Origin of the sequence: Kitasatospora sp. NPDC048365, assembly GCF_043200835.1 — a bacterium.
GTDB classification, from domain to species: Bacteria; Actinomycetota; Actinomycetes; order Streptomycetales; family Streptomycetaceae; genus Kitasatospora; species Kitasatospora terrestris.
Genome location: NZ_JBICYJ010000001.1, coordinates 339,456 through 364,399, shown reverse-complemented (window position 1 = coordinate 364,399; position 24,944 = coordinate 339,456). Strand labels below are relative to the sequence as shown.

The window sequence follows — 24,944 nt, the reverse complement described above, 5'->3', positions numbered from 1 at the left end:
GCTGGGTTGCCGATACGGCTGTGAATCATAGGCTAGGCGAAGGTCTCGTGCGGTGCCGGTCCACCCAGCGCGTTCAGCCGCTCGGGCATCGACAACCGGGTCATCCGCCGCCAGCCGCCGAGCCGCTCGTAGGCGTGCACGCCGTGGATGCCGGCCGCCAGCGCCGCGGACTTGGCCTTCGGCCAGCGCAGCAGCTCGCCCATGTGCTGCATCACCGCCAGGCTGACGTCCCGGTAGGTGCGGATCTCCGCCCGGGCGGTCTCGTTCAGGGTGTCGAGGATGGTCCGCCCGTGGCCCTCGGCGGCCAGGCGCAGCAGCTCCTCGTGGCAGAACGCCAGGTGGTTGTCCTCGTCGTTGGAGATCATCCGCACCGCGCGGCCGATCTCCGGGTGGTCGCCGAAGACCTTCTTCAGCAGCAGCATCTGCTCGGACGCCCGCTGCTCGGTGACCCGGCTGTGCGCGAGGTAGGTGATCACGTCCTGTTCGGAGAGCATCTCGTCGCGGCGCAGCCGGCTGTGCGCCAGGCCGATGCCCTGACGCTCCAGGATCATCGTGTAGTCGGTGTCGTCCGGGACCTCGACGGTCTCCAGTTCGCGCTTGTGCAGCAGCGCCTTGAAGATCCGGCCGTGCTTGTCCTCGTCGGCGCCGTGCCGGGCGACCTTGGGGGCCAGCACCTGGTCCGGGACCAGCTTGGCGATCCGGCCGTTCTCCCAGCCGCCCTGGTCCTCGCCCTTCGCCGCGATCGAGCAGAACAGGCGGAAGGCCTGGTCGTCGTCGTGGATCTCCATGAACAGACTGCGGGCCGAGAGCATCGCTGCCACCCCTCGAACGGAGCCGGGAACACCGTCCAGTCAAGGCAGCCGCCCCGCCCGGCGGCAACAGCAGCGCGGCCGTGCTCCGCCGGACGAAGGACAGGCTTGCCGCAGTCGGGCTAGCGGGCGCCCCGCCCGGGCCCGGCTCAGCCGACCAGGCGCCGGCGCCAGTCCAGCGGGGTCACGTCGAGGGCGCGGCCCGGGTCGCCGTCCCAGCGCACCGGCAGGCCGGCCGCCTCCGAGCCGTCGAAGCCGCCGTAGTACAGCGAGAGGCCGTAGCCCTCGACGGCGCCCTCGGTGGACTGCTGGTGGAAGTGGACGAAGCCGCGGGCGTCCGGCGCGCCCGCCGCGTGGATCTCGCTCTGCCCGCAGGAGTGGCAGCAGGTGAAGTGCTCCCGGGCGGTGATGCCGGAGCGCTCCAGCGCGGCGAACGCACGGCCCAGCCGGTCCGGGTCGGTGTCGCCGTCCCACTCCTCCTGCTCCGCCACCCGCTCCAGCCACATCCGCTCGGCCAGTTGCCGGGCCTGCTCGGGCGAGACCGGGCGGCGGTCGCCCGAGATCAGGTACTCCTCGGCGGTCTCGGCCAGCCGGTCCGTCAGGGGCGGGTGCCGGAGGCCAGCAGGGCGGCGACCGGCAGGCCGTCGGGGTGGGCGGCCGCCAGGCGGTGGTAGGCGGCGTGGATCCGCTCGACGACGGCCGGGGGCTGGCCCTCGATCAGGGAGGAGGTCAGGACCGTCCCGGACAGCACGTCCTGCCACCAGCGCTGGGGGTCGACCCGGTGCGTCCAGGTGACCGGCTCGACCACGACCTCGGTGAAGCCGGCGGCGGTGAGCAGGCCGGCCAGGCCCTCGGCGGTGGCGTACGGGGCGAACGGCGAACTGCTCGGCAGGTCGTCGGGGCGGGCCGCGCCGGTCTCGGCGACCGCGTCGAAGAAGATCCCCTGCGCCCGGTTGCGGGCCAGGGTGTCCCAGCAGGACAGTGCGACCCGGCCGCCGGCGGCCAGCACCCGGTGCAGGTCGGCGACGGCGCCCGGCGGGTCGGGCACGTGGTTGACCACGAACGCGCCCACCGCGGCGTCGAACCCGCCGTCGGGGAAGGGGAGGCCGGGCAGCGCGGCCTCCCGCACCCGGATGCCGGGCAGCGCGACGGCCGCCTCCTTCACCATCTCCGGGACGGCGTCGGTGGCGGTCACCTCGGCGCCCCGGCCGTGGGCCAGCGCCGCCAGCCGTCCCGTCCCGCAGCCGACCTCCAGCAGCCGGGTGCCGGCGGCGGCACCCACGGCGTCGAGCAGCCGTGGGTGCAGCGCCGCGGTCATCGCCCCGAACCCGCTGTCATAGGTGCCACTGCGCAGCGCCCAGCCGCGCCGCTCGAACTCGGCGAACTCCATGCAACTTTCTCCAGCCTCGGAAGGCCGTGCCGGAGTCGAGGCTACTCAGTCACCGTTCTCGGGGAAGTGGCAGGCCACCTGGTGGCCGACCTTCGCCGCGGTGAGCTGCGGCTCCTGGGTGGCGCAGATGTCCTGGGCCTTCCAGCAGCGGGTGCGGAAGCGGCAGCCGGACGGCGGGTTGAGCGGCGAGGGCACGTCGCCCTTGAGCAGGATCCGCTCGCGCTGCTCCTTGCGCCGCGGGTCGGGCACCGGCACCGCGGACATCAGCGCGGTCGTGTAGGGGTGCATGGGCTTCGCGTAGAGCGAGTCCCGGTCGGCGATCTCGACGATCTTGCCGAGGTACATCACCGCGACCCGGTCCGAGACGTGCCGGACCACCGAGAGGTCGTGGGCGATGATCAGGTAGGTCAGCCCGAGTTCCTTCTGCAGGTCGTCGAGCAGGTTGACCACCTGTGCCTGGATCGAGACGTCCAGCGCCGAGACCGGCTCGTCCGCGACGATCATCTTGGGCTTGAGGGCGAGCGCCCGGGCGATGCCGATGCGCTGGCGCTGGCCGCCGGAGAACTCGTGCGGGTAGCGGTTGTAGTGCTCGGGGCTGAGGCCGCAGAGCTCCAGGAGCTCCTGGACGGCCTTCTTGACGCCGCCCTCGGTGGCGACCTTCTGCAGGCGGAAGGGCGCGCCGACGATGGTGCCGATGGTGTGCCGGGGGTTCAGCGAGGAGTACGGGTCCTGGAAGATCATCTGGATGTCGCGGCGCAGCGGCCGCATCGCTCCGGCGCCGAGGTGGGTGATGTCCACGCCCTCGAACTCGATCTTCCCGCTGGTCGGCTCGTCGAGCCGGGTGACCAGGCGGCCCATGGTGGACTTGCCGCAGCCGGACTCGCCCACCACGCCGAGGGTCTCACCGGCGTTGACGGTGAAGTCGATCCCGTCGACCGCGCGGACGGCGGCCACCTGGCGCTTGAGCAGGCCCTTGGTGACCGGGAAGTGCCGGGTCAGGCCGGTGACCCGGAGCAGCGGCTCGCGGTCGGAGGCGGGCGCGGGTGCGGGCACCTTCACGGGCTCGGCCGCCGTCTGGCTGTCCGTCATCGGTTGTCTCCAAGTGGGTGGTACGTGCTCACAGCCGGGGCGCGATCTCTTCGGTGAAGATCCGGTGGCGTTCGGCGATCGGCAGGTGGCAGGCGGCGTGGTGCCGGGGTGCGGCCTCGGCCAGCACCGGCAGCTCGCTGGTGGACCGCCCGCCGGTGAGCTCGGCGTACGGGCAGCGCGGGTGGAAGGCGCAGCCGGACGGCACGTTGATCAGGCTCGGCGGGGTGCCCTTGACCGGGGTCAGCCGGTCCTGGAGCTCCCGGTCGAGCCGGGGCATCGAGCCGAGCAGGCCCCAGGTGTAGGGGTGCTCGGGGGATTCGAAGAGGGTGGCCGCGGGGCCGCGCTCGACCGGCTTGCCGCCGTACATCACCAGGATGTCGTCGGCCAGCTCGGCGACCACGCCGAGGTCGTGCGTGATGATGATGACCGCGGAGCCGAACTCCTGCTGCAGGTCCCGGATCAGGTCGAGGATCTGGGCCTGGACGGTGACGTCGAGCGCGGTGGTCGGCTCGTCGGCGATCAGCAGCGAGGGGTCGTTGACCAGTGCCATGGCGATCATCGCGCGCTGGCGCATGCCGCCGGAGAACTGGTGCGGGAAGTCGTCCACCCGGCGGTCCGGCTGCGGGATGCCGACCCGGTCGAGCATCTCGACCGCGCGCTTGCGGGCGTCCTTCTTCTTGACCTCCGGGTGGTGCACCCGGTAGGCCTCCACGATCTGCTGACCGACCGTGTAGTACGGGTGCATCGCGGTCAGCGGGTCCTGGAAGATCATCGACATCTCGCGGCCGCGCAGCTTGCGCACCCGCTCGGGGCCGGCCGCGATCAGCTCCTCGCCGTCGAGCCAGATCTCGCCGGTGATCCGGGCCCGCCGCGAGTTGTGCAGGCCCATGATGCCGAGCGAGGTCACCGACTTGCCGGAGCCGGACTCGCCGACGATGCCGAGGGTCTTCCCGCGCTCCAGGTCGAAGCTGACCCCGTCCACCGAGCGGACCAGGCCGTCGTCGGTGTCGAAGTGGATCCGCAGGTCGCGGACGGAGAGGAAGGCCCCGGAGGACGGCTTCTCGGGCTCGATCATGACAGCCTCACGCGGGGGTCGACAGCGGCGTACAGGAGGTCAACCAGGAGGTTGCAGATGACGATGAAGAAGGCGGCGACCAGGGTGACGCCGAGGACCTTGGGGAGGTCGTTCTCGCCGATGGCCTGGACGGCGTAGGCGCCGATGCCCTTGAGCGAGAAGACCTGCTCGGTGATCAGGGCGCCGCCGAGCAGCAGGCCGAGGTCCATGCCGAAGATGGTGATGATCGGGGTCAGCGCGGCGCGCAGACCGTGCCGGACCACGACCTTCTTCTCGTCCAGGCCCTTGGCCCGGGCGGTGCGGATGTAGTCCTCGCTCATCGTCTCCAGCATTCCGGCGCGGGTGAGCCGGGCGTAGAGCGCGGAGTACAGGAAGGCCAGCGAGATCCAGGCGAGCATCAGGTGGCCGGCCCAGGCGAACGGGTCCTCGGCGAACTCGACGTACTCGATGTTGTCGAAGACCACCCACTTGTAGTGGAACAGCCACTGCACCAGCAGGCCGGTGAAGAAGATCGGGGCGGAGACGCCGGCCAGGGCGATGCCCATCGAGGCGCGGTCGAAGAACGAGCGCGGCCGCAGGGCCGAGACCACACCGGTGGCGACACCGGAGAGCAGCCAGATGAAAGCCGCGCCAATGGCCAGCGAGAAGGTCACCGGGATCCGGGAGGAGATCTCCGGCCAGACCTCGACGTGGTTCTTGAACGAGTACCCGAAGCAGGGGACGTTGCAGGTGACCGGGTCCGGGCCGAACTGGTACTCGGCGCCGCTGACCAGGCCCTTGAGAAAACGCCCGTACTGGACGTAGAGCGGCTGGTCGAAGCCGAGGTTCTGCTTGACCGCGGCGATCGCCTCGGGGCTCGGGTTCTTGCCGACGTACTGGGCGGCCAGCTGGTCGGTGGTCTCACCGGCCAGGGCCGGGAGCACGAAGAAGATCGCGAAGGTGATCGCGCTGACCACCAGCAGCAGCAGGACGGCTGCGGCGATCCTTCGGATGATGTAGGCGAGCATAGTTGTGCGGCCGCGGCGGCCCGCCTCCGCCCGGGGTGTCCGGGTCGGCGGCGGGCGCCGCTGCCTTCACCTGCCTTCAGGGGTGTGGAGCCAGGGTCTGGAGCCAGGAGTTACTTGGTGAGACCGATGTTCAGGTAGTCGTACTGACCCGAGAAGGCGGGGGTGGAGCCCAGGTTGCTGGCGCCGGCCGGGCGGTAGAGGAAGACCTTGTAGTAGGTCAGCGGGACGATGACCGCGGCCTCCATGGTCTTCTTGTCGATGTCGCCGTAGATCTTCTCGCGGGCGGCCCGGTCCGGGTTGGTGATCGCGTCGTCCAGCAGCTTGTTGATCGCGGGGTCGTTCAGCTGCGAGAGGTTGGTGTTGCCGGACTTCTTGATGGCGTCACCGTCGACGACCTGCTGCAGGAAGCCGTAGCCGGTCGGCCAGTCGGCGCCCCACTGCATCATGATCAGACCGGTGTTGTGCTCCTGGGTGTACGCCGGGACACCGGCGAAGTCCGAGAAGTACTTGCCCTGCGGGAACTGCTGGATCTCGACGGTGATGCCGACCTTCTTCAGGGCCGCCTGGATCGCGGTGGCCGAGGCGACCTCGGTCGAGCGGTCCTGACGGGCCATGATGTTGGTCGTGAAGCCCTCCGGCTTGCCGCAGGCCTTCAGGGCCTCCTTGGCCTTGGCCTCGTCGCCCTTGTTGCCGGCGGTCTCGTAGAGGTTGAAGTCCTGGTGGCCCGGGATGTCCGGGGGCAGCACGGTGGAGGCGATGTCACCGCGGATCGGGCCGCCGATCGCGGTCTGCACCGAGACCTTGTCGATCGCGTACTGGACGGCCTTGCGGCACTCGATGTTGTCGAACGGCGCGACCTTGGTGTTGATCGCGGTGTAGACCAGACGGCCGCCGTAGGCGTTGTCGGTCGACTCCTTGAGCTTCGGGTCGAGCAGGATCTTGGCCTGGGTCTGCGGGTCGACACCCTTGCCGGCCAGGTCGACCTGGGCGTTGCCGGCCAGCAGGTCCTGGTCGATGGTCGCCTGCGCGATCTTCAGCTTGACCTGGATCTTGTCGGCGAGCTGCTTGCGGATCGGGTCGGTCTTGGCGTCCCAGTTGGTGTTCGGGACGAGGTTGACCTCCTTGCCGTCCTCGTAGCTCGCGAACTTGTAGCTGCCGGAGGACACGATGTGCTTCACGTAGTCCGCACCGGTGTCCTTGGCCTGCGGGACCGGCACGGTCTGCGGGGCGGAGACCAGGTAGTCGAAGTCCGCGAACGGCTGCTTCAGGTGGAAGACGATGGTGGTGTCGTCCGGGGTCTCGATCGACTTCAGGTCGCCGGTCTTGTCCTTGTACGGGCCCTGGTACGGCTCCGGGTTGTCCACCAGGAGGTCGTGGAAGTAGGTCGGGCCGTTGGACAGCACGTCGGGCGCGAAGTTGGAGCGCTCGACCGCGTACTTGACGTCCTTGGAAGTGATCGCGGAGCCGTCGTCGTACTTCAGGCCCGCACGCAGCTTGTAGGTCCAGGTCAGACCGTCGGCGCTGACCTTGCCCAACGACTCGGCCAGGTCCGGGACGAGCTTGTTGCCCTCCTCGCCGGCGGCCGGCTGGAAGGTGGTCAGCGGGCGGCCGTACAGGCGCGAGAAGTTGTACATGTACGCGTAGTACGTGTTGCCCGGGTCGAAGGAGTCCGGCACGTCGGAGTGCTCGTAGACAACCGTGCCGCCCTTCTTGTCCGAGACGTTCACGACCGCCTTGGTGGCCGCGTTGGCACCGGAGGCCTTGGTGCCGCCGGAGTCGCCGCTGCCGCCCTTGCTGCTCGAGCAGCCGGTGAGGGCCAGAGCGGTGGCCGCGGCGAGCGCGGTCAGCGCGGTGATACGGGACCTGCGCATGGGAGAGATCAACCCCTTGACGTTAGGAGCGAGGGTGGCGGTGGATACCTGACCCGAGGTCAGTTGTTCTTGGGGTCGAGGGCGTCTCGCAGCCCGTCGCCCAGCAGGTTGAAGGCGAGCACCGTGACGAAGATCGCCAGGCCGGGGACGAGCATGAACTGCGGGTCCACCTGGTAGTACACGATCGCGTCCGCGAGCATGCCGCCCCATGAGGCCTGCGGCGGCTCGACGCCGACGCCGAGGAAGCTCAGGCCGGCCTCGAAGAGGATGTTGGTCGGGATCAGCAGGGTCGAGTAGACCAGGATCGGGCCGACCAGGTTCGGGAGCAGCTCCCGGAACAGGATGAACGGCGTCCGGGCGCCCAAGCTGCGGGCCGCGAAGACGAACTCGCGCTCGCGCAGCGAGAGGGTCTGGCCGCGGACGATCCGGCCGATGTACGGCCAGTTGAAGAAGCCGATCACGAAGATCAGCACCGCGATGTGCAGCGGCGTGCCGTGCAGGCCGAAGGCGCCGTCCTTGAGCGAGGCCGAGATGGCGATCGCGAAGAGCAGCAGCGGGAAGGCCAGGAACATGTCCATCAGCCGGCTGATCACGGTGTCGACCCGGCCGCCGTAGTAGCCGGCGATGATGCCGAGCGCGGTGCCGATCACGTTGGAGAGCACGGTGGCGCAGAAGGCGACCAGCAGCGACACCCAGGAGCCCTCGATGATGCGGGTCATGATGTCGCGTCCGTACTGGACGTCGATGCCGAGCGGGTGGCTCCAGCTCATCCCGCCGAAGTCGCCGACCGGGATGCCGCCGAGGTTGGCGTCCAGCAGGTCCTGGTTGAACTTGTTCGGGTCGAGCCCGAAGACGGCCTCGATCGGCTTGGCCAGCACCGCGAGCAGCACCAGCAGGATCACCACCACGCCGCCGGCGAGGGCGGCCTTGTCACGCTTGAAGCGGGTCCAGGCGATCCGGCCGAGCGAGCGGCCCTCGATCTGCTTGGCCGCGGCGGCGACCGGCTCGGCTTCGGCGCCGATGGTCTCGGTGGGTGTGGTCATGAGTCAGTTCGTTCCCCTCGCCGACGGTGGCCGGCCCACGGAGTCGCAGCGGTTGCAACGGGTGCGGTGCAGTGCTGTGCGGATTGCGGTGGTGCCGAACACCTAGCGGCGGTGCAGAAGTTCGTGCGATGTGCGCAACAGGCGGGTTGCGCAGCACTCTCTGTCATGGCGAGCACCGGGCGCCAGCCCCCATCGAGGAGAGATGCCCAACCGTGATCTGTCGGCATGCACGATCGTTGCCGCGGTATATCGCTCTTCACATACGTGTTACATGTCCGTCAAGACGCACGCTGACGAGACCTCGCCAGTGGCGGAATAGTGCCAGGTGGCAGCCCGGACAGCAGAAACCCCCGCCGACCTGACAAAAGGTCAATGCGGGGGTGTACGAAGGTTTTTCAGCGGCCCGGATAACCCGGCCACGGCTGCTGCGGCCAGCCCGGGGCGGGCGCCTGCTGCGGTGGCGCTGAGTAACCGAAACCGGCGTACGACTGCGGGGGCCCGGCCTGGCCCGGCGCGCCGCCGTACTGCGCGCCCCGGTCGAACACCGGGCGCCCGTGCGCCCACATCCACATCGCGACCGGGTCGAACTCGTCCGCCAGCATCACGGTGGACACCGCCGGCACGTCCGGCGCCTGCGCGGCCGCGCGCAGCACCAGGGCCCGGGCCGCCTCGATCGACGGCGGCGAGGTGTCGTACAGGTCCAGCCCGACCGCCAGGTAGGGCTCGCCCAGGGCCGGCTGCACCCAGGCCACCCGCAGCGAGCGCAGCGGGCGGACCTCGCCCGCCTGCTGCTGCAGCACCGCGTAGAACGCCGGGGCCGGCAGCTGGGGCTCGGAGATCCGCAGCGGGCCGGCCGGCAGCCGGTCCAGGCCGACCGCGACCCGGCGCAGGTCCGCCCAGGGGATGCCGACGCCGCCGCCCGGGCGGTGCGGGTCCAGCCACAGGCCCCAGCGGGTGCGGTACAGCGCGTTCGCGATCTCCAGGCCGGAGATCACCTCGTGGCCGCGCGACCAGCCGCTGGCCGCCAGCTGCTCGGGCGAGGTGACGCACGGGGCGTACCCCATCCCGCCGATCTCCATGTTCCCGTACTGGGCGTCCGGGCTGCCGGGCGTGCCGTGCCAGAGCAGCATCCAGACCCTGCCCTCGGCGAGCGCCCGCAGCAGCGTCTCGTACGCCGCCCAGCGCTCCGGTGCGACCTCTCTGAGGGCGCGCTCGATCGCGCCCGGGTCGCCGGCTGCTCCCGTCACGTCGCCCTCTTCCGTCCGCCCTGCGGTGTCGGGCCAACCCTATGGGGCGGGCCGGACACTCGTCATGCCGCCGTCCCCCTACTGGCCGGTCACCGCCGCCGCCCCGTCACGGCCGGACGTAGAACGGCTGCACCCGGGTCAGCAGCCACTCGACCACCGGGTCCGCGACCAGGTCCAACAGCACCAGGTTGACGCGCCAGGCCGGGGCGGCGGTTCCCAGTGCCCGGCCGAGCGCCTGGTTGACCTCCGCGGGGTCGGCCGGCAGCGCCGGGTCCAGCTGGACGCCGACGTACAGCAGGGTCGGCTCGCCCTCCACCCGGGCCAGCGCCCGACGCGCCGTCAGCACGCCCGGAAGTGCGGCGAGTTCGGTGGTCACGGCGGCCAGGAAGGCGAACGGCTCCTGGTGCGGATCGGGCTCCTTGAGCGCCACCCGGGCCCCCTCCTGGATCCCCTCGGCCGCCCAGCGGTCGCCCTGCGGGCCGCGGCGCAGCTCGCCCACGCCCTCCGGCGGCACCGGGATGCCCACCGGGGCCTCCGGGTTGACCGCGATCCCGATGCCCAGCGGCAGTCCGCGGGCGAACTCCCACATCGGGGCGACCGCGAAGGCCATGCCGGGCGCGTGCCGCAGGAACACCTCCTGCGAGGAGAACACCGGGACGTACGGCGCACCGGCCAGCTCGATGGTCGGCAGGTCCAGCGACTCGCCCTGCGGGTCCGCGCCCGCCGGCAGCGGGATCCACACCTGGCTGCGGCCCAGCACCTCGATCACCCGGGGCGTCGCCCCCGGATCGCCGAGCGCCGCGGTGAGCACCTGCTCCAGCTCGTTGGCCGGCCACGCGCCGCCCTGCGGAGCCTCACCCACCGGGAAATCCATCGGTCCACCCCTTCAGATCCACTGCTGTGAGAAGCGTATCCGCCGGGGTGCACTCCCCTACCGGGCGCCGGGCATGCCATGATGTGCGCGCCGAACTTCATACTGGCCGCTCGAACCCGCGCGGGAGAGCCGGAACGCCCCTGTCGGGGGCGCGACCGGCGCCGAAGGAGCAAGTCCTCCCCGGAATCTCTCAGGCACCCATACCGCACGGGCGAGGCACATCTGGAAAGTGGACACGGCCGCGCCGTGCGCCCACCCACGGTGCAAGCCGCCATCCTTGGATGCGGTGAAGCTCTCAGGTTGTGACGACAGACGGGGAGACTCCACCCCCGCATGCCCATATGCAGCCAAGGAGCTCTGCCGTCATGTCCCTCCGCCTCACCGCGCTCGACGCGCTTCACCGCTCGCTCGGTGCCACCATGACCGACTTCGCCGGCTGGGACATGCCGCTGCGCTACGGCAGCGAGCGCGAGGAGCACCTCGCGGTCCGCACCAAGGCCGGTCTCTTCGACCTCTCGCACATGGGCGAGATCACCGTCTCCGGCCCGCAGGCCGGCGAGTTCCTGGACCACGCGCTGGTCGGCTTCATCTCGGCGCTCGGCGTGCTGCGCGCCCGCTACACCATGATCTGCCGCGAGGACGGCGGCATCCTGGACGACCTGATCGTCTACCGGACCGCCGAGAACGAGTACATGGTGGTCGCCAACGCCTCCAACGCCCAGGTGGTGCTGGACGCGCTGACCGCCCGCACCGAGGGCTTCGACGTCCAGGTCCGCGACGACCGCGACGCCTACGCGCTGATCGCCGTCCAGGGCCCGGAGGCCAACGGCATCCTCGGCTCGGTCACCGACGCCGACCTGCCCGGCCTCAAGTACTACGCCCTGCTGCCCGCCACCGTGGCCGGCAAGGACGTCTGGCTGGCCCGCACCGGCTACACCGGCGAGGACGGCTTCGAGATCTTCTGCGCCCCGGCCGACGCCGCGCACCTGTGGACCGCCCTCACCGAGGCCGGCGCCGACAAGGGCCTGGTGCCGTGCGGCCTGTCCTGCCGCGACACGCTGCGCCTGGAGGCCGGCATGCCGCTGTACGGCCACGAGCTGACCACCGAGCTGACCCCGTTCGACGCGGGCCTCGGCCGGGTCGTCCGCTTCGACAAGACCACCAACGGCGGCGAGTTCGTCGGCCGCAAGGCGCTGGAGGCCGCCGCCGCCCAGGCCGAGGCCAACCCGCCGCGCAAGCTGGTCGGCCTGGTGTCGGACGGCAAGCGCGTCCCGCGCGCCGAGTACACCGTGGTCGCCGCCGACGGCACCCCGATCGGCACCATCACCTCCGGCTCGCCCTCCCCCACCCTGGGCAAGCCGATCGCCATCGCGTACGTGGACGCCGCGCACGCCGAGCCGGGCACCGCGGTCGCGGTGGACGTGCGCGGCAAGCACGAGCCGGTCGAGGTCGTGGCGCTGCCGTTCTACAAGCGCGCCCGCTGAGCTTCCTCCCCCCTTCACTGCCCGGTCCGCTCAGCGGACGGCTCCGCCCTACCCTCTTGCGATCCTGGAGAATGACGTCATGAGCAACCCCACGCACCTGCAGTACACCGAGGAGCACGAGTGGCTGACCACCGCTGAGGTGGGCGCCGTCGCGACCGTCGGCATCACCGCCCACGCCGCCGACGCCCTCGGCGACATCGTGTACGTCCAGCTCCCGGAGGTCGGTGACACCGTCACCGCGGGTGAGACCTGTGGCGAGCTCGAGTCCACCAAGTCGGTCAGCGACCTGTTCTCCCCCGCCACCGGCGAGGTCACCGAGGTCAACCAGGCCGTCATCGACGACCCGGCGCTGGTGAACGCGGAGGCCTTCGAGGGCGCCTGGCTGTTCAAGGTCCGCGTCGAGGCCACCGACAAGCTGCTCAGCGCCGAGGAGTACACCGCCTTCATCGGCGGCTGACCCGACTCGTGTCCCGGGGGCGGCCGCAGCGCGGCGGCCGCCCCGCCTCCGCCCACCCGCTCCACGGGGAGATCCACCTCATGACGGTTCTCAACCAGTCCCTGCACGCGCTCGACCCGGAGATCGCCGCCGCGGTCGACGCCGAGCTGCACCGCCAGCAGACCACCCTCGAAATGATCGCCTCCGAGAACTTCGCCCCGGTGGCGGTCATGGAGGCCCAGGGCTCGGTCCTGACCAACAAGTACGCCGAGGGCTACCCCGGCCGCCGCTACTACGGCGGCTGCGAGCACGTCGACGTGGTCGAGCAGATCGCGATCGACCGCATCAAGGAGCTGTTCGGCGCCGAGCATGCCAACGTCCAGCCGCACTCCGGCGCGCAGGCCAACGCCGCCGCCATGTTCGCGCTGATCCAGCCGGGCGACACCATCCTGGGCCTCAACCTGGCCCACGGCGGTCACCTGACCCACGGCATGAAGATCAACTTCTCCGGCAAGCTCTACAACGTGGCCGCGTACCACGTCGACGAGAAGACCGGCCAGGTCGACATGGCCGAGGTCGAGCGCCTCGCCAAGGAGCACCAGCCCAAGCTGATCATCGCCGGCTGGTCCGCCTACCCGCGCCAGCTGGACTTCGCCGAGTTCCGCCGCATCGCGGACGAGGTCGGCGCCCTCCTCATGGTCGACATGGCGCACTTCGCCGGCCTGGTCGCCGCCGGCCTGCACCCCTCCCCGGTGCCGTACGCCGATGTGGTCACCACCACCACGCACAAGACCCTGGGCGGCCCGCGCGGCGGCGTCATCCTGTGCAAGGAGCAGTGGGCCAAGAAGATCAACTCTGCGGTCTTCCCCGGCCAGCAGGGCGGCCCGCTGGAGCACGTGATCGCCGCCAAGGCCGTGGCCTTCAAGGTCGCCGCCTCGGAGGAGTTCAAGGAGCGCCAGCAGCGCACCCTGGAGGGCGCCAAGCTGCTCGCCGAGCGCCTCCTGCAGGACGACGTGGCCGCCGCCGGCGCCACCGTCCTGTCCGGCGGCACCGACGTGCACCTGGTCCTGGTCGACCTGCGCAACAGCGAGCTCAACGGCCAGGACGCCGAGGACCGCCTGCACGAGGTCGGCATCACGGTCAACCGCAACGCCGTCCCGAACGACCCGCGCCCGCCGATGGTCACCTCCGGCCTGCGCATCGGCACCCCGGCCCTCGCCACCCGCGGCTTCGACGCCGAGGACTTCCGCGAGGTCGCCGACGTCATCGCCGAGACCCTCCTCCCGGGCTTCGACGAGACCAAGGCCGCCGCCCTCAAGGCCCGGGTCACCGCCCTGGCCGCGAAGCACCCGCTCTACCCCGAGCTGTAAGCCGCACCGGGTGACCGGCCTCACCGGGCCGGCACCCGTGGTTTTCCGGGGCACCGCGCACACTGGACAGTGCGCGCGGTGCCCCGTCCCATGTCACCGCCCTCTGTTTACCCCACGAGACCAGACAAGGACGTCCCTCCGTGGCCATCAGCGTCTTCGACCTCTTCTCCATCGGCATCGGCCCCTCGTCGTCGCACACCGTCGGCCCGATGCGTGCGGCCCGGATGTTCGCCCGCCGCCTCAAGTCCGAAGGCCTGATCGCCGACGTCGCCACGCTGCGCGCCGAGCTGTTCGGCTCGCTCGGCGCCACCGGCCACGGCCACGGCACCCCCAAGGCCGTCCTGCTCGGCCTGGAGAACAACTCTCCCCGCACCGTCGACGTCGACCGGGCCGACCTCGACGTCGAGCGGATCCGCGCCGACAAGCGGCTGATGCTGCTCGGCACCCACGAGATCCCGTTCGACCCCGACACCCAGCTGATCCTGCACCGGCGCAAGGCCCTGCCGTACCACGCCAACGGCATGACCCTGTGGGCGTTCGCCGCCGACGGCTCCACCCTGCTGGAGAAGACCTACTACTCGGTCGGCGGCGGCTTCGTCGTCGACGAGGACGCCATCGGCGCCGACCGCGTCGTCCCCGACGACACCCAGCTGCGCTACCCCTTCCGCACCGGCGAGGAACTGCTGCGGCTCACCCGCGAGACCGGCCTGTCCATCTCCGGGCTGATGCTGGAGAACGAGAAGGCCTGGCGCAGCGAGGCCGAGATCCGCTCCGGCCTGCTGCAGATCTGGGCCGTGATGCAGGAGTGCGTCGCCGCCGGCATGGCCCGCGAGGGCATCCTCCCCGGCGGGCTCAAGGTGCGCCGCCGTGCCGCCGCCGGGGCCCGCGCGCTGCGTGCCGAGGGCATCGGCCCGGCCAACGCGATGGAGTGGGTCACCCTCTACGCGATGGCCGTGAACGAGGAGAACGCCTCCGGCCGCCGCGTGGTCACCGCGCCCACCAACGGCGCCGCCGGCATCATCCCGGCCGTCCTGCACTACTTCCTGAACTTCATCCCCGGCGCGGACGAGGACGGCATCGTCCGCTTCCTGCTCGCCGCGGGCGCGATCGGCATGCTCTTCAAGGAGAACGCCTCCATCTCCGGCGCCGAGGTCGGCTGCCAGGGCGAGGTCGGCTCCGCCTGCTCGATGGCCGCCGGCGGCCTCGCCGAGGTCCTCGGCGGCAGCCCCGAGCAGGTCGAGAACGCCGCCGAGATCGGCATCGAGCACAACCTGGGCCTCACCTGCGACCCGGTCGGCGGCCTCGTCCAGATCCCCTGCATCGAGCGCAACGGCATGGCCTCGGTCAAGGCCGTCACCGCCGCCCGGATGGCGCTGCGCGGCGACGGCCGGCACCACGTCTCCCTCGACAAGGCGATCAAGACCATGAAGGAGACCGGCGCCGACATGAAGATCAAGTACAAGGAGACCTCGCGCGGCGGCCTCGCCGTCAACGTCATCGAGTGCTGACCAATTCCTGTCGCTTTTCCACCCTGTACCGGCGTACAGCTGTACCGAGAGACAGCTGTACGCCGGCTTTTACTCCGTGTTGAACTCTTCTCCGGCGGGGGCATCGGCCCCCGCAAATCACGTGGGGAGAATTCCATGCGTATCGGAAATGCAATCCGCCGTTCCGTCGCGGTGGGGGTCGCGGTCGCCGCTCTGGGCGCCGGCGCGCTGGCCACGGCCGGCACCGCCTCGGCCGCCGGCAAGGACGGCAGCCTCACTCCCGGTGAGCTCGGGCTGTACTTCCTGCAGAACCAGAGCAGCTACGTGTTCGACCTGTACGTCAGCGACGCCGACTTCAGCAACGACACCTTCCCGGGCACCTCGATCTCGGCCAACGACAACGCCGAGTCGTACTGGAACCGCGACACCCTGACCTGGGACGTCTACACCGACGCCAACCGCGGCGGTGTGCACGGCTGGATCGACGCCGGTGTGAGCAGCAACGCGAGCACCAACTTCAAGAACAAGGTCTCGTCCGCGTACTACCGCTGACCCGACCCCTGGCCGTCCGGCCCCCGCGCGGGGGCCGGACGGCCGTTCTGTCGGCCAACCACCATTCCTGGAGCCCGAGATGACCCGACGGCCGGTCGGTCTGTCGTTGATCCTTGCCGCTGCCGCGCTGGTGACCGCCGCGTGCGCCCAGCCGTCCGGCCGCGCCTCCGCCGAGCCGGAGGTGCCCGCCTTCCCGACCCTGCTGGACGCGCGCCGGGTCGTGTACCCGCTGCAGTCGTACGACGTGGACGCGGCCCGGCACCGCGAGCTGGAGAAGGCGCAGGACGCCCTGATCGACCAGTGCATGCAGCGCTTCGGATTCCGGTTCGCGCCGCGCCCGGCCGGGCCGGACGGCGAGGAGGAGAACAGCCGGCGCTACGGCCTCACCGACGCCTCGGTGGCCGCCCGCGACGGCTACGCCGTGCCGCCCGGGGAGAAGCCGACCCGCAGCACGCCCGCCCCGGGCAGCGACGAGGCACTGGCACTGTTCGGCGAGGAGAAGCTGGCCCCGTCCGCGCTGCCGAGGAACCAGCAGGACGCCGAGCGCTCGGGCGGCAGCGAGCGCGTGCTGGGCGGGGCCAGGGTGCCGGTCGGCGGCTGCCTGACCGAGTCGCGGCTCAAGCTCTTCGCGCCGGCCGCGGACACCGTCGACCCGCAGCTGGTCTTCAACCTGGCCGTGCAGGCGTACAACGACTCCAAGGCCGACTCCCGGGTCCGCGCCGCGGTCGCGGCCTGGTCGTCCTGCCTGGCGCACGCCGGCTTCCACGCGGAGAACCCGGTCTCCCCGCTGAAGGAACTGGGCCTGACCCCGGCGAGCGCGAACGCCCCCGAGGCGGTGGCCGCCGCCGAGGCCGATGTGGCGTGCAAGCGGGAGGTCAACCTGGTGGGCATCTGGTCGACCGTCGAAGTCGCCTACCAGAAGCGGCAGATCGAACGGAACGGCGAGGTTCTCCGGCGGGCCAGGGGCCAGCTGGACGAGCGGCTGAAGCTGGCCGCCGCGCTGACCCGCTGACCCGCCGGTCGCTCATCTCTCCCGGCGTCCGCGCCAGACGTACGAGGCGATCGCGGCCTCGACCCGGGAGCGCACACCGAGCTTCTGCAGGATCGCGGCGACGTGGAACTTCACCGTCCGCTCGGAAATGCTGAGCTCCCGGGCCACTTCCCGGTTGGTCGCACCGGTCGGCAGCAGGGAGAATACCGCGATTTCCCTCGGACTCATCTGGTCGACGCTCCTGACGACTTCGTCGATCCGTTCACGCAAAGCCTCTGCACTGGTCATTCCCATCCCCCAGAGAAATCGACTCGGCTAGCTCGACACGGCCCCGCACGCCATTCCGAACCATATCACCGGGAACGGCATTCGGATACGGACTAACCTTTTGCCGCAACGGGGCCGAAGGGTGGAATTCACAATTCCATCGGAAGCGTGATCTCGACCAGCAGTCCGCCGGCCGGGCGCGCGGTCGCGGTCGCCTCGCCGCCGTGCATCCGGGCCACCGAGCGGACGATCGACAGGCCGAGACCGGTGCCCTGGGCCGATCCCACCCGGTCGGCGAGCCGGCGGAACGGCTCGAACAGCGCCGGGACGTCCTCGGCGGGCACCAGCGGCCCGCTGTTCTCGACCAGCAGCCGCACCCGGCCGCCGGTCGACTCGGTCCTGGCCGACACCCATCCGTCCGACACGTTGTAGCGGATCCCGTTCTGCAGCAGGTTCTGCGCCATCCGCTCCAGCAGCGCCGGGTCCCCGCGCAGCGGTGTCACGCCGGGATCGAGCCGCAGCTCGACCCCGGCGTGCGCGGCCTCCTCCCGCACCCCGTCGGCGGCGCTGCTCAGCTGCGCGCCCAGGTCGACGGGGACGGCGTCGGCGACCCGCTGCTCGGACCGGGCCAGCGCCAGCAGCCCGTCGATCAGTCGCTCGTGCCGGCGGTTGACCTCCAACAGGGAGCCGCCGAGGCGGGCGAGCTGCGGGGTGGCGTCGGGCCGGTTCAGGGCGACCTCGATGAGGGTGCGGTTGATGGCGAGCGGCGTCTTCAGCTCGTGCGCGGCGTTGGCCACGAACCGGCGCTGCCCGTCGAAGGCGGACTCCAGGCGGGCCAGCATCGCGTCGAAGGTCTCGGCCAGCTCGCGCAGCTCGTCGTGCGGGCCGTCGAGCGCGATCCGCTGGTCCAGGCTGCCCTCGGCGACCCGGCGGGCGGTGGTGGTGATCCGCCGGATCGGGCGCAGCGTACGGCCGGAGACGACCCAGCCGACCGCCAGGCCGCCGATCGCGAACACCCCGAGCGCCTGGGCGCTGCTGGTGAGCAGCGGGGGCAGGATCTCGCCGCGGAAGTCGCTGCGGACCCGTTCGGCGACGGCGTGCAGCCGGGCCTTCTGCTCGGTGGCCCGGCGCTGGTCCTCCTCGGAGTAGCTGACCCGGCCGTCGCTGCCGACGGTCCCGCTCGGGCTCTCGGTGCCGAGCGCGGCGGTGGCCAGCGCGTCGGACAGCCGGTCGGCGACGACCCGTTCCTGCAGCGCGTAGCTGAGCGAGAGCAGGCCGACGCCGGAGGCGAGGACCAGCGCGCCGTACAGCAGGGTGAGCCGGACCCGGACGGTCCACCGCCGGGCGGAGGCGAGGCGGTTCACGGGATCCGGTACCCGACGCCGGGCACGGTGAGGACCGGTTGGGGTTCGCCGAGCTTGCGGCGCAGGGTCATCACCGCGACCCGGACCACATTGGTGAACGGGTCGATGTTCTCGTCCCAGGCCCGCTCCAGCAGCTGCTCCGTCGAGACCACCTGCCCCTGGGCGCGCAGCAGTTCCTCCAGGACCGCGAACTCCTTCCGGGAGAGCGCGATGTACCGGCCGTCGCGGAACACCTCGCGCCGCCCGGTGTCCAGGGTGAGCCCGGCGCGGGACAGCACCGGCGGCGCCGCGGGCCGCGAGCGGCGCCCCAGGGCCCGCACCCGGGCGACGAGTTCGGCGAAGGCGAAGGGCTTGGTGAGGTAGTCGTCGGCGCCGAGGGACAGGCCGGTGACCCGGTCGGAGATCTCGCCGGAGACGGTCAGCATCAGCACCCGGACCTCCCAGCCGTGGGCGACCACCTGCCGGCAGACCTCGTCGCCGTGCACCTTCGGCAGGTCACGGTCGAGGACCAGCACGTCGTACTCGTTGACGCCGAGCCGCTCCAGCGCGGCCGCGCCGTCGTACGCGAGGTCGACGGCCAGGGCCTCCTGGCGCAGGCCCTCGGCGATCGCGTCGGCCAGCAGGACCTCGTCCTCGACCACCAGCACGCGCATCCGGTCTCCTTCCCCCGTGTGTCCCGGGCACCTTGCCGCACGGACAGTAAGGAAACCGTAAGCGGTTTCGCTCACGGGCGGCTTACAGGCCGTGGGCTGTCCTGGTGCCCCATCGAGGATGCGAGCACCCGGGAGTCCCGCCATGCCACCTGTCCGTCCCACCGTCGCCGCGCTGGCGCTGCTGGCCGCGCTCGGTCTGAGCGCCTGCGGGTCCACCGCCGAACCGCCGAAGGTCGCCAGCGCCGGCGGCGCCTCCGCGACCGCCACCGCCGACAGCGCCGAGCAGGCCAGGAAGCTGACCGACTGCCTGCGCGGCGAGGGTGTGGTGCTCACCCACGGCACGGACGGCCAGCCGGTCATCGACAAGGAGAAGAACCCGGTCGACCGGATCGCCCGGGCGACCGAGAAGTGCCGGCAGTACCAGCCCGCCGCGGCGGCACCGTCCAAGCTCTCGGCGCAGGACCTGGAGGCCCGGCGGAGGTACTCGGCCTGCATGCGCGAGCACGGCCTGGCCTACTACCCGGACCCGGATCCGGCCACCGGGGAGCCCGCGCTGACCGACGAGCTGGCGGCCCGGCTGAAGACCGACCCGGCCCGCGCGTCCGCCGCCGAGGCGTGCCGCTCGGTGCAGCCGTACGCGTTGGAGTCCGGAGTGCCGGGCGCATGAGCGGAACCTCCTCGCGGCGCCGCCGCCTCGGACTGCTCACCACCGCGGTGGCGATCGCGGCGGCCTCGGCGGGCGGAGCGCTGCTGCTGCGCCCGGGCGGCGGACCGGCGCAGGCCCCGGCCGCGCACGGCCCGGCGGTCACCACGAAGATCACCCGGCAGACCCTGGCCACCACCAACTCGCTCACCGGCGAACTGGGTTACGGCACGGCGACGCCGATCCGCTCCAGGGCCGGGGGCACCGTGACCTGGCTGCCCGAGGTGGGCGCCACGGTCTCCCGCGGCGAGGTGCTGCTCCGCGCCGACAACCTCCCGGTGGTCCTGATGTACGGCAGCCTGCCGGTGTACCGGACGCTCGGCCTGGACGCCAAGGGCCCGGACGTGGAGCAGTTCGAGCGCAACCTGGCGGCCCTGGGCTACACCGGCTTCACCGTGGACGACACCTTCTCGGCCACCACCGTGGCGGCGGTGAAGCGCTGGCAGAAGGCGCTCGGCCGCCCGGAGACCGGTCAACTCACGGCCGACGCGGTGGTGTTCGCTCCCGAGGCGGTCCGGATCGCCGCGCGCACCGCGCGGATCGGCGCGGACGCGACCGGAGACGTGCTCACCGCCACCGGCCCGGCCAAGGTGGTCACCGCGCAGGTACGGGTGAACGAGGCGGCCTGGGCGGTGGCCGGCCGCACGGTGCAGGTCGCCGTGCCGGGCGGCCGCACCACCGAGGCCGTGGTGGCCCGGATCGGCAGCCAGGCCTCGTCCGGCCAGGCCGACGGGGAGGGTGGCGCCGCCGCGGGCGGCGGCGCGGCACCCGCCGCCCAGAACGCCACCCTGCCGGTCACCCTCACGGTGGCCGACCAGGCGGCACTCGGCCCGCTGGAGAGCTCCCCGGTGGACATCCGGTGGAACGGCGAGGAGCGCAAGGACGTCCTCACCGTCCCGGTGGCCGCGCTGCTGGCACTGGCCGAGGGCGGGTACGGCCTGGAACTGGTGGAGGGCGGCACGACCCGCACGGTGGCGGTGAGGACCGGCCTGTTCGCCGACGGCCGGGTCGAGGTCAGCGGCCCCGACCTGGCGGCCGACCTGACGGTGGGGCTGCCCGGATGACCGACCGTCCGAACGTGGTGGAGCTGCGCGGCGTCTCCAAGCGCTACCCGGGCGGCGTCACCGCCCTGCGCGAGGTGGACCTGGCCGTCGGCCGGGGCGAGCTGCTGGGGATCGTCGGCCGGTCCGGCTCCGGCAAGTCCACGCTGCTGAACATCATCGGCACCCTGGACCGGCCGACCGAGGGCACCGTGGTGATCGACGGCCACGACATCGCCACCCTCTCCGACCGGCGGCTGTCCGCGCTCCGGGCCCGCCGGATCGGCTTCGTCTTCCAGCAGTTCCACCTCGCACCCGGCATCCCGGTGCTGGACAACGTGGCGGACGGCCTGCTGTACGCGGGAGTGCCGATGCGCGGCCGGCGGGCGGCGGCCGAGGCGGCCCTGGTCCGGGTGGGCCTCGGCCACCGGCTCACCCATCGGCCGCACGAGCTGTCCGGCGGCGAGCGGCAGCGGGTGGCGATCGCCCGCGCGGTGGTCGGCGATCCGGCCCTGCTGCTGGCCGACGAGCCGACCGGCAACCTGGACTCCGCCTCCGGCGCGGCGGTGCTCGGCGTCCTCGACGAACTCCACCGGGCCGGCACCACCGTCCTGGTGATCACCCACGACCTGGAGACCGCGGCCCGACTGCCGCGCCAGGTCCACGTCCACGACGGCCGGGTCACGGCCGCCCGTCCGGAAGGCTTCCCCGCATGACTTGGACCCCCGCCCGGCTGCGCCCGGCCGACGTCGCCCGGGTCGGCGCCGCCGGGCTGCGGGCCCGTCCGCTGCGCGTGGTGCTCTCGGCGCTGGGCATCGCGATCGGCATCGCGGCGATGCTCGCCGTGATCGGGATCTCCAGCTCCGGCCGGGCGGACCTGGACCGGACGCTCGACCGGCTCGGCACCAACCTGCTGACCGTCAGTCCCGGCAACGACCTGCTGGGCACGGCCGCCCGGCTGCCGGTCGAGTCACCCGCGATGGTGCGCCGGGTCGGCCCGGTGGAGTCCGTCGCGGCGGTCGGCCGGATCCCCAACACCGCCGTCTACCGCAACGACCACATCCCTGACGGGTGGACCAACTCCATCGCGGTGCTCGCCGCCCGCGCCGAGCTGCCCACCGCGGTGGGCGCCCGGGTGCGCACCGGCGGCTGGCTGAACCCGGCGACCGAGGAGTACCCGGGGGTGGTGCTCGGCTCCCGTGCCGCGGACCGGCTCGGCATCACCGTCCCCGGCACCCGGGTGTGGCTGGGCGGGCAGTGGTACTCGGTCGCCGGGATCCTCGAACCGGTGCCGCTGGCCTCCGAGTTGGACTCGGCGGCACTGATCGGCTGGCCCTCGGCGGAGCGGCTGCTGCACTTCGACGGGCATCCCACCCAGCTGTACGTCCGAGCCGCGCCGCCCGCGGTGGAGGCAGTCCGGTCGGTGCTCGCGGCCACCGCCAACCCGGAGTCGCCGTCCGCGGTCCGGGTCTCCCGACCCTCGGACGCGCTGGCCGCTCAGCGCGCCACCGACACCGCGCTCAGCGGGCTGCTGCTGGGCCTCGGCTCGGTGGCGCTGCTGGTGGGCGGGATCGGGGTGGCCAACACCATGGTGATCTCGGTGCTGGAGCGGCGGGCCGAGATCGGACTGCGGCGCTCGCTGGGCGCGACCCGCGGGCAGATCCGGGTGCAGTTCCTGACCGAGTCGCTGCTGCTGTCGGCGCTCGGCGGGCTGGTCGGCGCGGCGCTGGGCACGGTGGCGACCGCGGGGTACGCGGTGTCGCGGGGCTGGCCGACGGTGGTGCCGCTGTGGGCGGCGGCCGGCGGGATCGCCGCGACGCTGCTGATCGGCGGGCTGGCCGGCCTCTACCCCGCCGTCCGGGCGGCCCGGCTCTCGCCCGCCGAGGCACTGGCCACACCATGACCTAGCATATGAAGGTGAAGTAAGCCACAAACCTTCGGATCCAATTTGTTCCAGCGGGTGAGGCCGTGCGAGAGTAGAGCAAGTCGGACAAACACCCCCGACTTCTTGATCCACGGCCTCCCGGACCCGGTTCGGCCGTCTGCACCGCGTGGCACGCACCCCCTCGGCCGGCGCGGTGACATGGCAGGGGCCCCCAGACCACACACACGGTGGACGGGGGCCCCGCACTGTCTCTTCACTCGAACGAGTGGGTCACATCTGGGAGTTGGCCGATCCGGCCCGCTCGCGCACCTTCAGCTCGAACCAGACGGCCTTGCCGCGGGGCAGCAGGTCCGCCCCCCAGCGCTCGGCGATCGAGTCGACCAGCTTGAGCCCGTTGCCGGTGGCGTAGCCGGTCTCGTTGGCGACGATCAGGCAGGGCAGCGCCCGTGAGGAGTCCCGCACTTCGACGCGCAGCCAGCCCGGTCTGCGAATCACCCGCAGTCCGACGATCCGGCCGCCGGTGTGCCGGACGGCGTTGGCGACCAGCTCGCCGGTGAGTAACTCCCCCGCCTCCAGGAGCTGGTGGAGCCCCCAGAGGCGCAGCAGGGCGAGCACCGTGCGGCGCGCCACCGCGGCCGAGGCCGGCCGGGAAGGCAGCGGAGCCTCCCGCGGCTCGGCGGGATCGCGGAGCAGCGCGACGCACGCCCGCTCCAGCTCTTCGGACGTCATCCGTTCCAGATCTGCCAGCACCACCCGACCACCGGTCTCCGACAGATCGTCATCGCCCGCTGGTGCCAACCGATGTGACGCCAGAGTCGCTTCGCCGATTCCCGCCATGGGGCCATCATTGCGGAACGCAAGCGGGCGCGTACGGACAATGAGCAAACGATCACTAGTCACTTGGCATATGCCGAACGCAACCGAAAGTTCACTCGAGCGGAACCGAGCGGAACCGGGCGAAAGCGGACGGTCACCGGCGGGCGGTCACCAGGAGCCCCAGGGGACGTTCCAGCCGCCGAGGCCGTTCTCCGGCGACACGGTGCGGCCCTTGGAGTTGATCACCGTGACCACGTCGCCGACCATCGTCGACTGGTAGAACTTGCCCGCCGCGGAGCTCTCGCTGCCCGCCTCGGTGTCCCGCAGGCCGATGCAGCCGTGGCTGCCGTTGGAGACGCCGATGGCGGAGCTCCAGGAGTTGCCGTGGACGTAGGTGCCGCTGTCGGTGAGCCGGATGGCGTGCGGGACGACCAGGTCGTACTCGTCGTTGGAGCCGGCGGCCGTGATGCCGTTGGAGGTCATCCGGGTGCGGCCCTCCATCGCCTCGACCACCATCGAGCCGTTCCAGGTGTCGAAGCCCGGCTTGCCGGCGGTGAAGGGCACCGAGTCGACCTGCTGGCCGTCGCGGACCACGGCCATCCGGTGGGTGTTGACGTCGACCGTGGAGACCTGCGAGCGGCCGATGGTGAAGGGCTCGTCCTTGTCCACGCCGCCGTACACGCCGGGGGCCGTCTCGACGCTCTTCAGGCGGTACTTCACGGTCACCTTGGTGCCCGGCGTCCAGTACTTCTCCGGGCGGAAGTCGATCCGGTTGTCGTCCATCCAGTGGCCGCGCACCACGGTGCCGTCGGAGGCCTCGACGGTGACGCCCTTGACCACCGCGTCGCGGTTCTTGACCGCGCGCTCGAAGCGCAGCGAGACGATCATGCCGACGCCGTACGTCCCGTCGTCGGTGATGTTGTCGCTGGCGCCCGCGTCCTTGGCCGGGGTGAGCGTGGTGAAGGTGCTCTCGGTGCCGGCGGTGACGCCCTGGGCGTCGACGGCCAGCGCGCTGACCCGGTACTGGGTGGAGACCTGGAGGTTGCCGGTGGGCGCCCAGCTGAGGCCGTCGGCGGCGACCGCGCCGGGCACCTCGGTGCCGTTGGGGGCGGTGACCTTGACGGTGGTCAGCTTGCCGCTCGTCACCGAGACCTTGAGCGCCCCGGCGGGCTTGACGTCCTTGGCCCCGGTCGCCGGCTCGACGGTCACCACGGCGGCCGAGACCGTCGGCTTGGGCGACTCCGCCAGCTTCGCGGCCGCCGGGGCGGCGCCCGCGGGGTCCTTCGCCTTCGCGCCGGCCGCACTGCACCCGGTCAGCGCCGCCGTCAGTATCAGTGCGCCGCCGAGCGCCCCCACGGCCAGGCCCCTGCGCGTTCCCCGCGTCGACTCCACCTTCGCCAACTCCCCACCGCTCTCCGCTGCAGGCCCCGTTCCGGCGATCCGCCCCGGCCTGTCAGCTCTTTACACGGTCTACCCCATCAGGAAGTTGCA

24 protein-coding genes, 1 pseudogene and 1 riboswitch are annotated in these 24,944 nt (G+C 71.7%); of the genes and pseudogenes, 10 read left to right on the top strand and 15 right to left on the bottom strand.

Annotated features, from left to right (window positions below; genetic code table 11):
- Positions 1-32: 32 nt before the first annotated feature.
- The 10 genes and pseudogenes from ACGFX4_RS01620 to ACGFX4_RS01575 all read right to left on the bottom strand — a co-directional run bounded on the left by ACGFX4_RS01620 (position 33) and on the right by ACGFX4_RS01575 (position 10,405).
- Entirely contained in the window at positions 33-812 is a 780-nt protein-coding gene (locus ACGFX4_RS01620) for a ferritin-like domain-containing protein (RefSeq protein WP_393069338.1), read from the bottom strand.
- Positions 813-958: 146 nt separating this feature from the next.
- Positions 959-1,399 (bottom strand): annotated as a pseudogene (locus ACGFX4_RS01615) (DUF6891 domain-containing protein); the annotation flags it as partial.
- A gap of 8 nt (positions 1,400-1,407) precedes the next feature.
- Complete coding sequence (locus ACGFX4_RS01610; protein ID WP_393069269.1) at positions 1,408-2,199, bottom strand: class I SAM-dependent methyltransferase; 792 nt, start codon at positions 2,197-2,199, stop codon at positions 1,408-1,410.
- A gap of 45 nt (positions 2,200-2,244) precedes the next feature.
- On the bottom strand, positions 2,245-3,288 hold the full coding sequence (locus tag ACGFX4_RS01605; protein WP_393069268.1) for an ABC transporter ATP-binding protein: 1,044 nt from the start codon (positions 3,286-3,288) through the stop codon (positions 2,245-2,247).
- A gap of 28 nt (positions 3,289-3,316) precedes the next feature.
- On the bottom strand, positions 3,317-4,363 hold the full coding sequence (locus ACGFX4_RS01600) for an ABC transporter ATP-binding protein (protein WP_393069266.1): 1,047 nt from the start codon (positions 4,361-4,363) through the stop codon (positions 3,317-3,319).
- Positions 4,360-5,370 (bottom strand): ABC transporter permease, encoded by a 1,011-nt coding sequence (locus ACGFX4_RS01595; protein WP_393069264.1) that lies wholly within the window; start codon positions 5,368-5,370, stop codon positions 4,360-4,362. Before ACGFX4_RS01595 ends, ACGFX4_RS01600 begins: the two co-directional genes overlap by 4 nt.
- A gap of 110 nt (positions 5,371-5,480) precedes the next feature.
- On the bottom strand, positions 5,481-7,241 hold the full coding sequence (locus ACGFX4_RS01590; RefSeq protein WP_393069262.1) for an ABC transporter substrate-binding protein: 1,761 nt from the start codon (positions 7,239-7,241) through the stop codon (positions 5,481-5,483).
- 59 nt (positions 7,242-7,300) lie between these two features.
- Positions 7,301-8,284 carry an ABC transporter permease gene (locus tag ACGFX4_RS01585; RefSeq protein ID WP_393069260.1) on the bottom strand — a complete coding sequence of 328 codons (984 nt, stop codon included), beginning with the start codon at positions 8,282-8,284 and terminating at the stop codon, positions 7,301-7,303.
- A gap of 395 nt (positions 8,285-8,679) precedes the next feature.
- Complete coding sequence (locus ACGFX4_RS01580; protein WP_393069258.1) at positions 8,680-9,531, bottom strand: enhanced serine sensitivity protein SseB C-terminal domain-containing protein; 852 nt, start codon at positions 9,529-9,531, stop codon at positions 8,680-8,682.
- Between the two features lie 106 nt (positions 9,532-9,637).
- Positions 9,638-10,405 carry an enhanced serine sensitivity protein SseB gene (locus tag ACGFX4_RS01575; protein WP_393069257.1) on the bottom strand — a complete coding sequence of 256 codons (768 nt, stop codon included), beginning with the start codon at positions 10,403-10,405 and terminating at the stop codon, positions 9,638-9,640.
- A 111-nt stretch (positions 10,406-10,516) separates the two neighbouring features.
- Positions 10,517-10,621, top strand: a riboswitch (glycine riboswitch).
- Positions 10,622-10,770: 149 nt separating this feature from the next.
- On the opposite strand from ACGFX4_RS01575, the gene gcvT reads away from it, so the two are divergent.
- The 6 genes from gcvT (at position 10,771) to ACGFX4_RS01545 (ending at position 16,746) form a co-directional block, all read left to right on the top strand.
- Positions 10,771-11,889 carry a glycine cleavage system aminomethyltransferase GcvT gene (gene gcvT / locus ACGFX4_RS01570; RefSeq protein ID WP_393069255.1) on the top strand — a complete coding sequence of 373 codons (1,119 nt, stop codon included), beginning with the start codon at positions 10,771-10,773 and terminating at the stop codon, positions 11,887-11,889.
- A 79-nt stretch (positions 11,890-11,968) separates the two neighbouring features.
- Entirely contained in the window at positions 11,969-12,346 is a 378-nt protein-coding gene (gcvH, locus tag ACGFX4_RS01565) for a glycine cleavage system protein GcvH (protein WP_345699045.1), read from the top strand.
- Positions 12,347-12,426: 80 nt separating this feature from the next.
- Positions 12,427-13,695 (top strand): serine hydroxymethyltransferase, encoded by a 1,269-nt coding sequence (gene glyA, locus ACGFX4_RS01560; protein ID WP_393069253.1) that lies wholly within the window; start codon positions 12,427-12,429, stop codon positions 13,693-13,695.
- A gap of 140 nt (positions 13,696-13,835) precedes the next feature.
- On the top strand, positions 13,836-15,203 hold the full coding sequence (locus tag ACGFX4_RS01555; RefSeq protein ID WP_393069252.1) for an L-serine ammonia-lyase: 1,368 nt from the start codon (positions 13,836-13,838) through the stop codon (positions 15,201-15,203).
- A gap of 135 nt (positions 15,204-15,338) precedes the next feature.
- Positions 15,339-15,734 (top strand): peptidase inhibitor family I36 protein, encoded by a 396-nt coding sequence (locus ACGFX4_RS01550; protein ID WP_393069250.1) that lies wholly within the window; start codon positions 15,339-15,341, stop codon positions 15,732-15,734.
- A 79-nt stretch (positions 15,735-15,813) separates the two neighbouring features.
- A complete protein-coding gene (locus ACGFX4_RS01545) occupies positions 15,814-16,746 on the top strand; it encodes a hypothetical protein (RefSeq protein WP_393069249.1) in 933 nt (310 codons plus the stop codon).
- A gap of 12 nt (positions 16,747-16,758) precedes the next feature.
- Here ACGFX4_RS01545 and ACGFX4_RS01540 read toward each other — a convergent pair whose 3' ends face one another.
- The 3 genes from ACGFX4_RS01540 to ACGFX4_RS01530 all read right to left on the bottom strand — a co-directional run bounded on the left by ACGFX4_RS01540 (position 16,759) and on the right by ACGFX4_RS01530 (position 19,009).
- Positions 16,759-16,953, bottom strand: coding sequence for a response regulator transcription factor (locus ACGFX4_RS01540; RefSeq protein WP_393069247.1), 195 nt, complete (start codon positions 16,951-16,953; stop codon positions 16,759-16,761).
- Positions 16,954-17,141: 188 nt separating this feature from the next.
- The gene (locus ACGFX4_RS01535; protein WP_393069245.1) at positions 17,142-18,356 is read right to left on the bottom strand and encodes a sensor histidine kinase; all 1,215 of its coding nucleotides are present in this window, start codon (positions 18,354-18,356) and stop codon (positions 17,142-17,144) included.
- A complete protein-coding gene (locus tag ACGFX4_RS01530; RefSeq protein WP_393069243.1) occupies positions 18,353-19,009 on the bottom strand; it encodes a response regulator transcription factor in 657 nt (218 codons plus the stop codon). Before ACGFX4_RS01530 ends, ACGFX4_RS01535 begins: the two co-directional genes overlap by 4 nt.
- Before the next feature lie 142 nt (positions 19,010-19,151).
- On the opposite strand from ACGFX4_RS01530, the gene ACGFX4_RS01525 reads away from it, so the two are divergent.
- From ACGFX4_RS01525 to ACGFX4_RS01510, 4 genes are read left to right on the top strand one after another with little or no spacing between them, the layout of a single operon-like run.
- Positions 19,152-19,676, top strand: coding sequence for a hypothetical protein (locus tag ACGFX4_RS01525; RefSeq protein WP_393069241.1), 525 nt, complete (start codon positions 19,152-19,154; stop codon positions 19,674-19,676).
- Complete coding sequence (locus ACGFX4_RS01520; RefSeq protein WP_393069240.1) at positions 19,673-20,776, top strand: peptidoglycan-binding protein; 1,104 nt, start codon at positions 19,673-19,675, stop codon at positions 20,774-20,776. The genes ACGFX4_RS01525 and ACGFX4_RS01520 overlap by 4 nt, the downstream gene beginning before the upstream one ends.
- Positions 20,773-21,468 (top strand): ABC transporter ATP-binding protein, encoded by a 696-nt coding sequence (locus tag ACGFX4_RS01515; RefSeq protein ID WP_393069239.1) that lies wholly within the window; start codon positions 20,773-20,775, stop codon positions 21,466-21,468. Before ACGFX4_RS01520 ends, ACGFX4_RS01515 begins: the two co-directional genes overlap by 4 nt.
- Positions 21,465-22,655 (top strand): ABC transporter permease, encoded by a 1,191-nt coding sequence (locus ACGFX4_RS01510; protein ID WP_393069238.1) that lies wholly within the window; start codon positions 21,465-21,467, stop codon positions 22,653-22,655. Before ACGFX4_RS01515 ends, ACGFX4_RS01510 begins: the two co-directional genes overlap by 4 nt.
- Before the next feature lie 252 nt (positions 22,656-22,907).
- Here the strand turns inward: ACGFX4_RS01510 and ACGFX4_RS01505 are convergent, their stop codons facing one another.
- Together ACGFX4_RS01505 and ACGFX4_RS01500 are read right to left on the bottom strand one after the other, a co-directional pair.
- Positions 22,908-23,366, bottom strand: coding sequence for an ATP-binding protein (locus tag ACGFX4_RS01505; RefSeq protein WP_393069237.1), 459 nt, complete (start codon positions 23,364-23,366; stop codon positions 22,908-22,910).
- Positions 23,367-23,621: 255 nt separating this feature from the next.
- On the bottom strand, positions 23,622-24,845 hold the full coding sequence (locus tag ACGFX4_RS01500) for an Ig-like domain-containing protein (RefSeq protein ID WP_393069236.1): 1,224 nt from the start codon (positions 24,843-24,845) through the stop codon (positions 23,622-23,624).
- Positions 24,846-24,944 lie beyond the last annotated feature (99 nt).

Coding starts and splice junctions, on each gene's coding strand:
- ACGFX4_RS01620 (WP_393069338.1), bottom strand. CDS start 812: ATGCTCTCGGCCCGCAGTCTGTTCATGGAGATCCACGACGACGACCAG.
- ACGFX4_RS01610 (WP_393069269.1), bottom strand. CDS start 2,199: ATGGAGTTCGCCGAGTTCGAGCGGCGCGGCTGGGCGCTGCGCAGTGGC.
- ACGFX4_RS01605 (WP_393069268.1), bottom strand. CDS start 3,288: ATGACGGACAGCCAGACGGCGGCCGAGCCCGTGAAGGTGCCCGCACCC.
- ACGFX4_RS01600 (WP_393069266.1), bottom strand. CDS start 4,363: ATGATCGAGCCCGAGAAGCCGTCCTCCGGGGCCTTCCTCTCCGTCCGC.
- ACGFX4_RS01595 (WP_393069264.1), bottom strand. CDS start 5,370: ATGCTCGCCTACATCATCCGAAGGATCGCCGCAGCCGTCCTGCTGCTG.
- ACGFX4_RS01590 (WP_393069262.1), bottom strand. CDS start 7,241: ATGCGCAGGTCCCGTATCACCGCGCTGACCGCGCTCGCCGCGGCCACC.
- ACGFX4_RS01585 (WP_393069260.1), bottom strand. CDS start 8,284: ATGACCACACCCACCGAGACCATCGGCGCCGAAGCCGAGCCGGTCGCC.
- ACGFX4_RS01575 (WP_393069257.1), bottom strand. CDS start 10,405: ATGGATTTCCCGGTGGGTGAGGCTCCGCAGGGCGGCGCGTGGCCGGCC.
- gcvT (WP_393069255.1), top strand. CDS start 10,771: ATGTCCCTCCGCCTCACCGCGCTCGACGCGCTTCACCGCTCGCTCGGT.
- gcvH (WP_345699045.1), top strand. CDS start 11,969: ATGAGCAACCCCACGCACCTGCAGTACACCGAGGAGCACGAGTGGCTG.
- glyA (WP_393069253.1), top strand. CDS start 12,427: ATGACGGTTCTCAACCAGTCCCTGCACGCGCTCGACCCGGAGATCGCC.
- ACGFX4_RS01550 (WP_393069250.1), top strand. CDS start 15,339: ATGCGTATCGGAAATGCAATCCGCCGTTCCGTCGCGGTGGGGGTCGCG.
- ACGFX4_RS01545 (WP_393069249.1), top strand. CDS start 15,814: ATGACCCGACGGCCGGTCGGTCTGTCGTTGATCCTTGCCGCTGCCGCG.
- ACGFX4_RS01540 (WP_393069247.1), bottom strand. CDS start 16,953: ATGAGTCCGAGGGAAATCGCGGTATTCTCCCTGCTGCCGACCGGTGCG.
- ACGFX4_RS01530 (WP_393069243.1), bottom strand. CDS start 19,009: ATGCGCGTGCTGGTGGTCGAGGACGAGGTCCTGCTGGCCGACGCGATC.
- ACGFX4_RS01525 (WP_393069241.1), top strand. CDS start 19,152: ATGCCACCTGTCCGTCCCACCGTCGCCGCGCTGGCGCTGCTGGCCGCG.
- ACGFX4_RS01520 (WP_393069240.1), top strand. CDS start 19,673: ATGAGCGGAACCTCCTCGCGGCGCCGCCGCCTCGGACTGCTCACCACC.
- ACGFX4_RS01515 (WP_393069239.1), top strand. CDS start 20,773: ATGACCGACCGTCCGAACGTGGTGGAGCTGCGCGGCGTCTCCAAGCGC.
- ACGFX4_RS01510 (WP_393069238.1), top strand. CDS start 21,465: ATGACTTGGACCCCCGCCCGGCTGCGCCCGGCCGACGTCGCCCGGGTC.
- ACGFX4_RS01505 (WP_393069237.1), bottom strand. CDS start 23,366: ATGACGTCCGAAGAGCTGGAGCGGGCGTGCGTCGCGCTGCTCCGCGAT.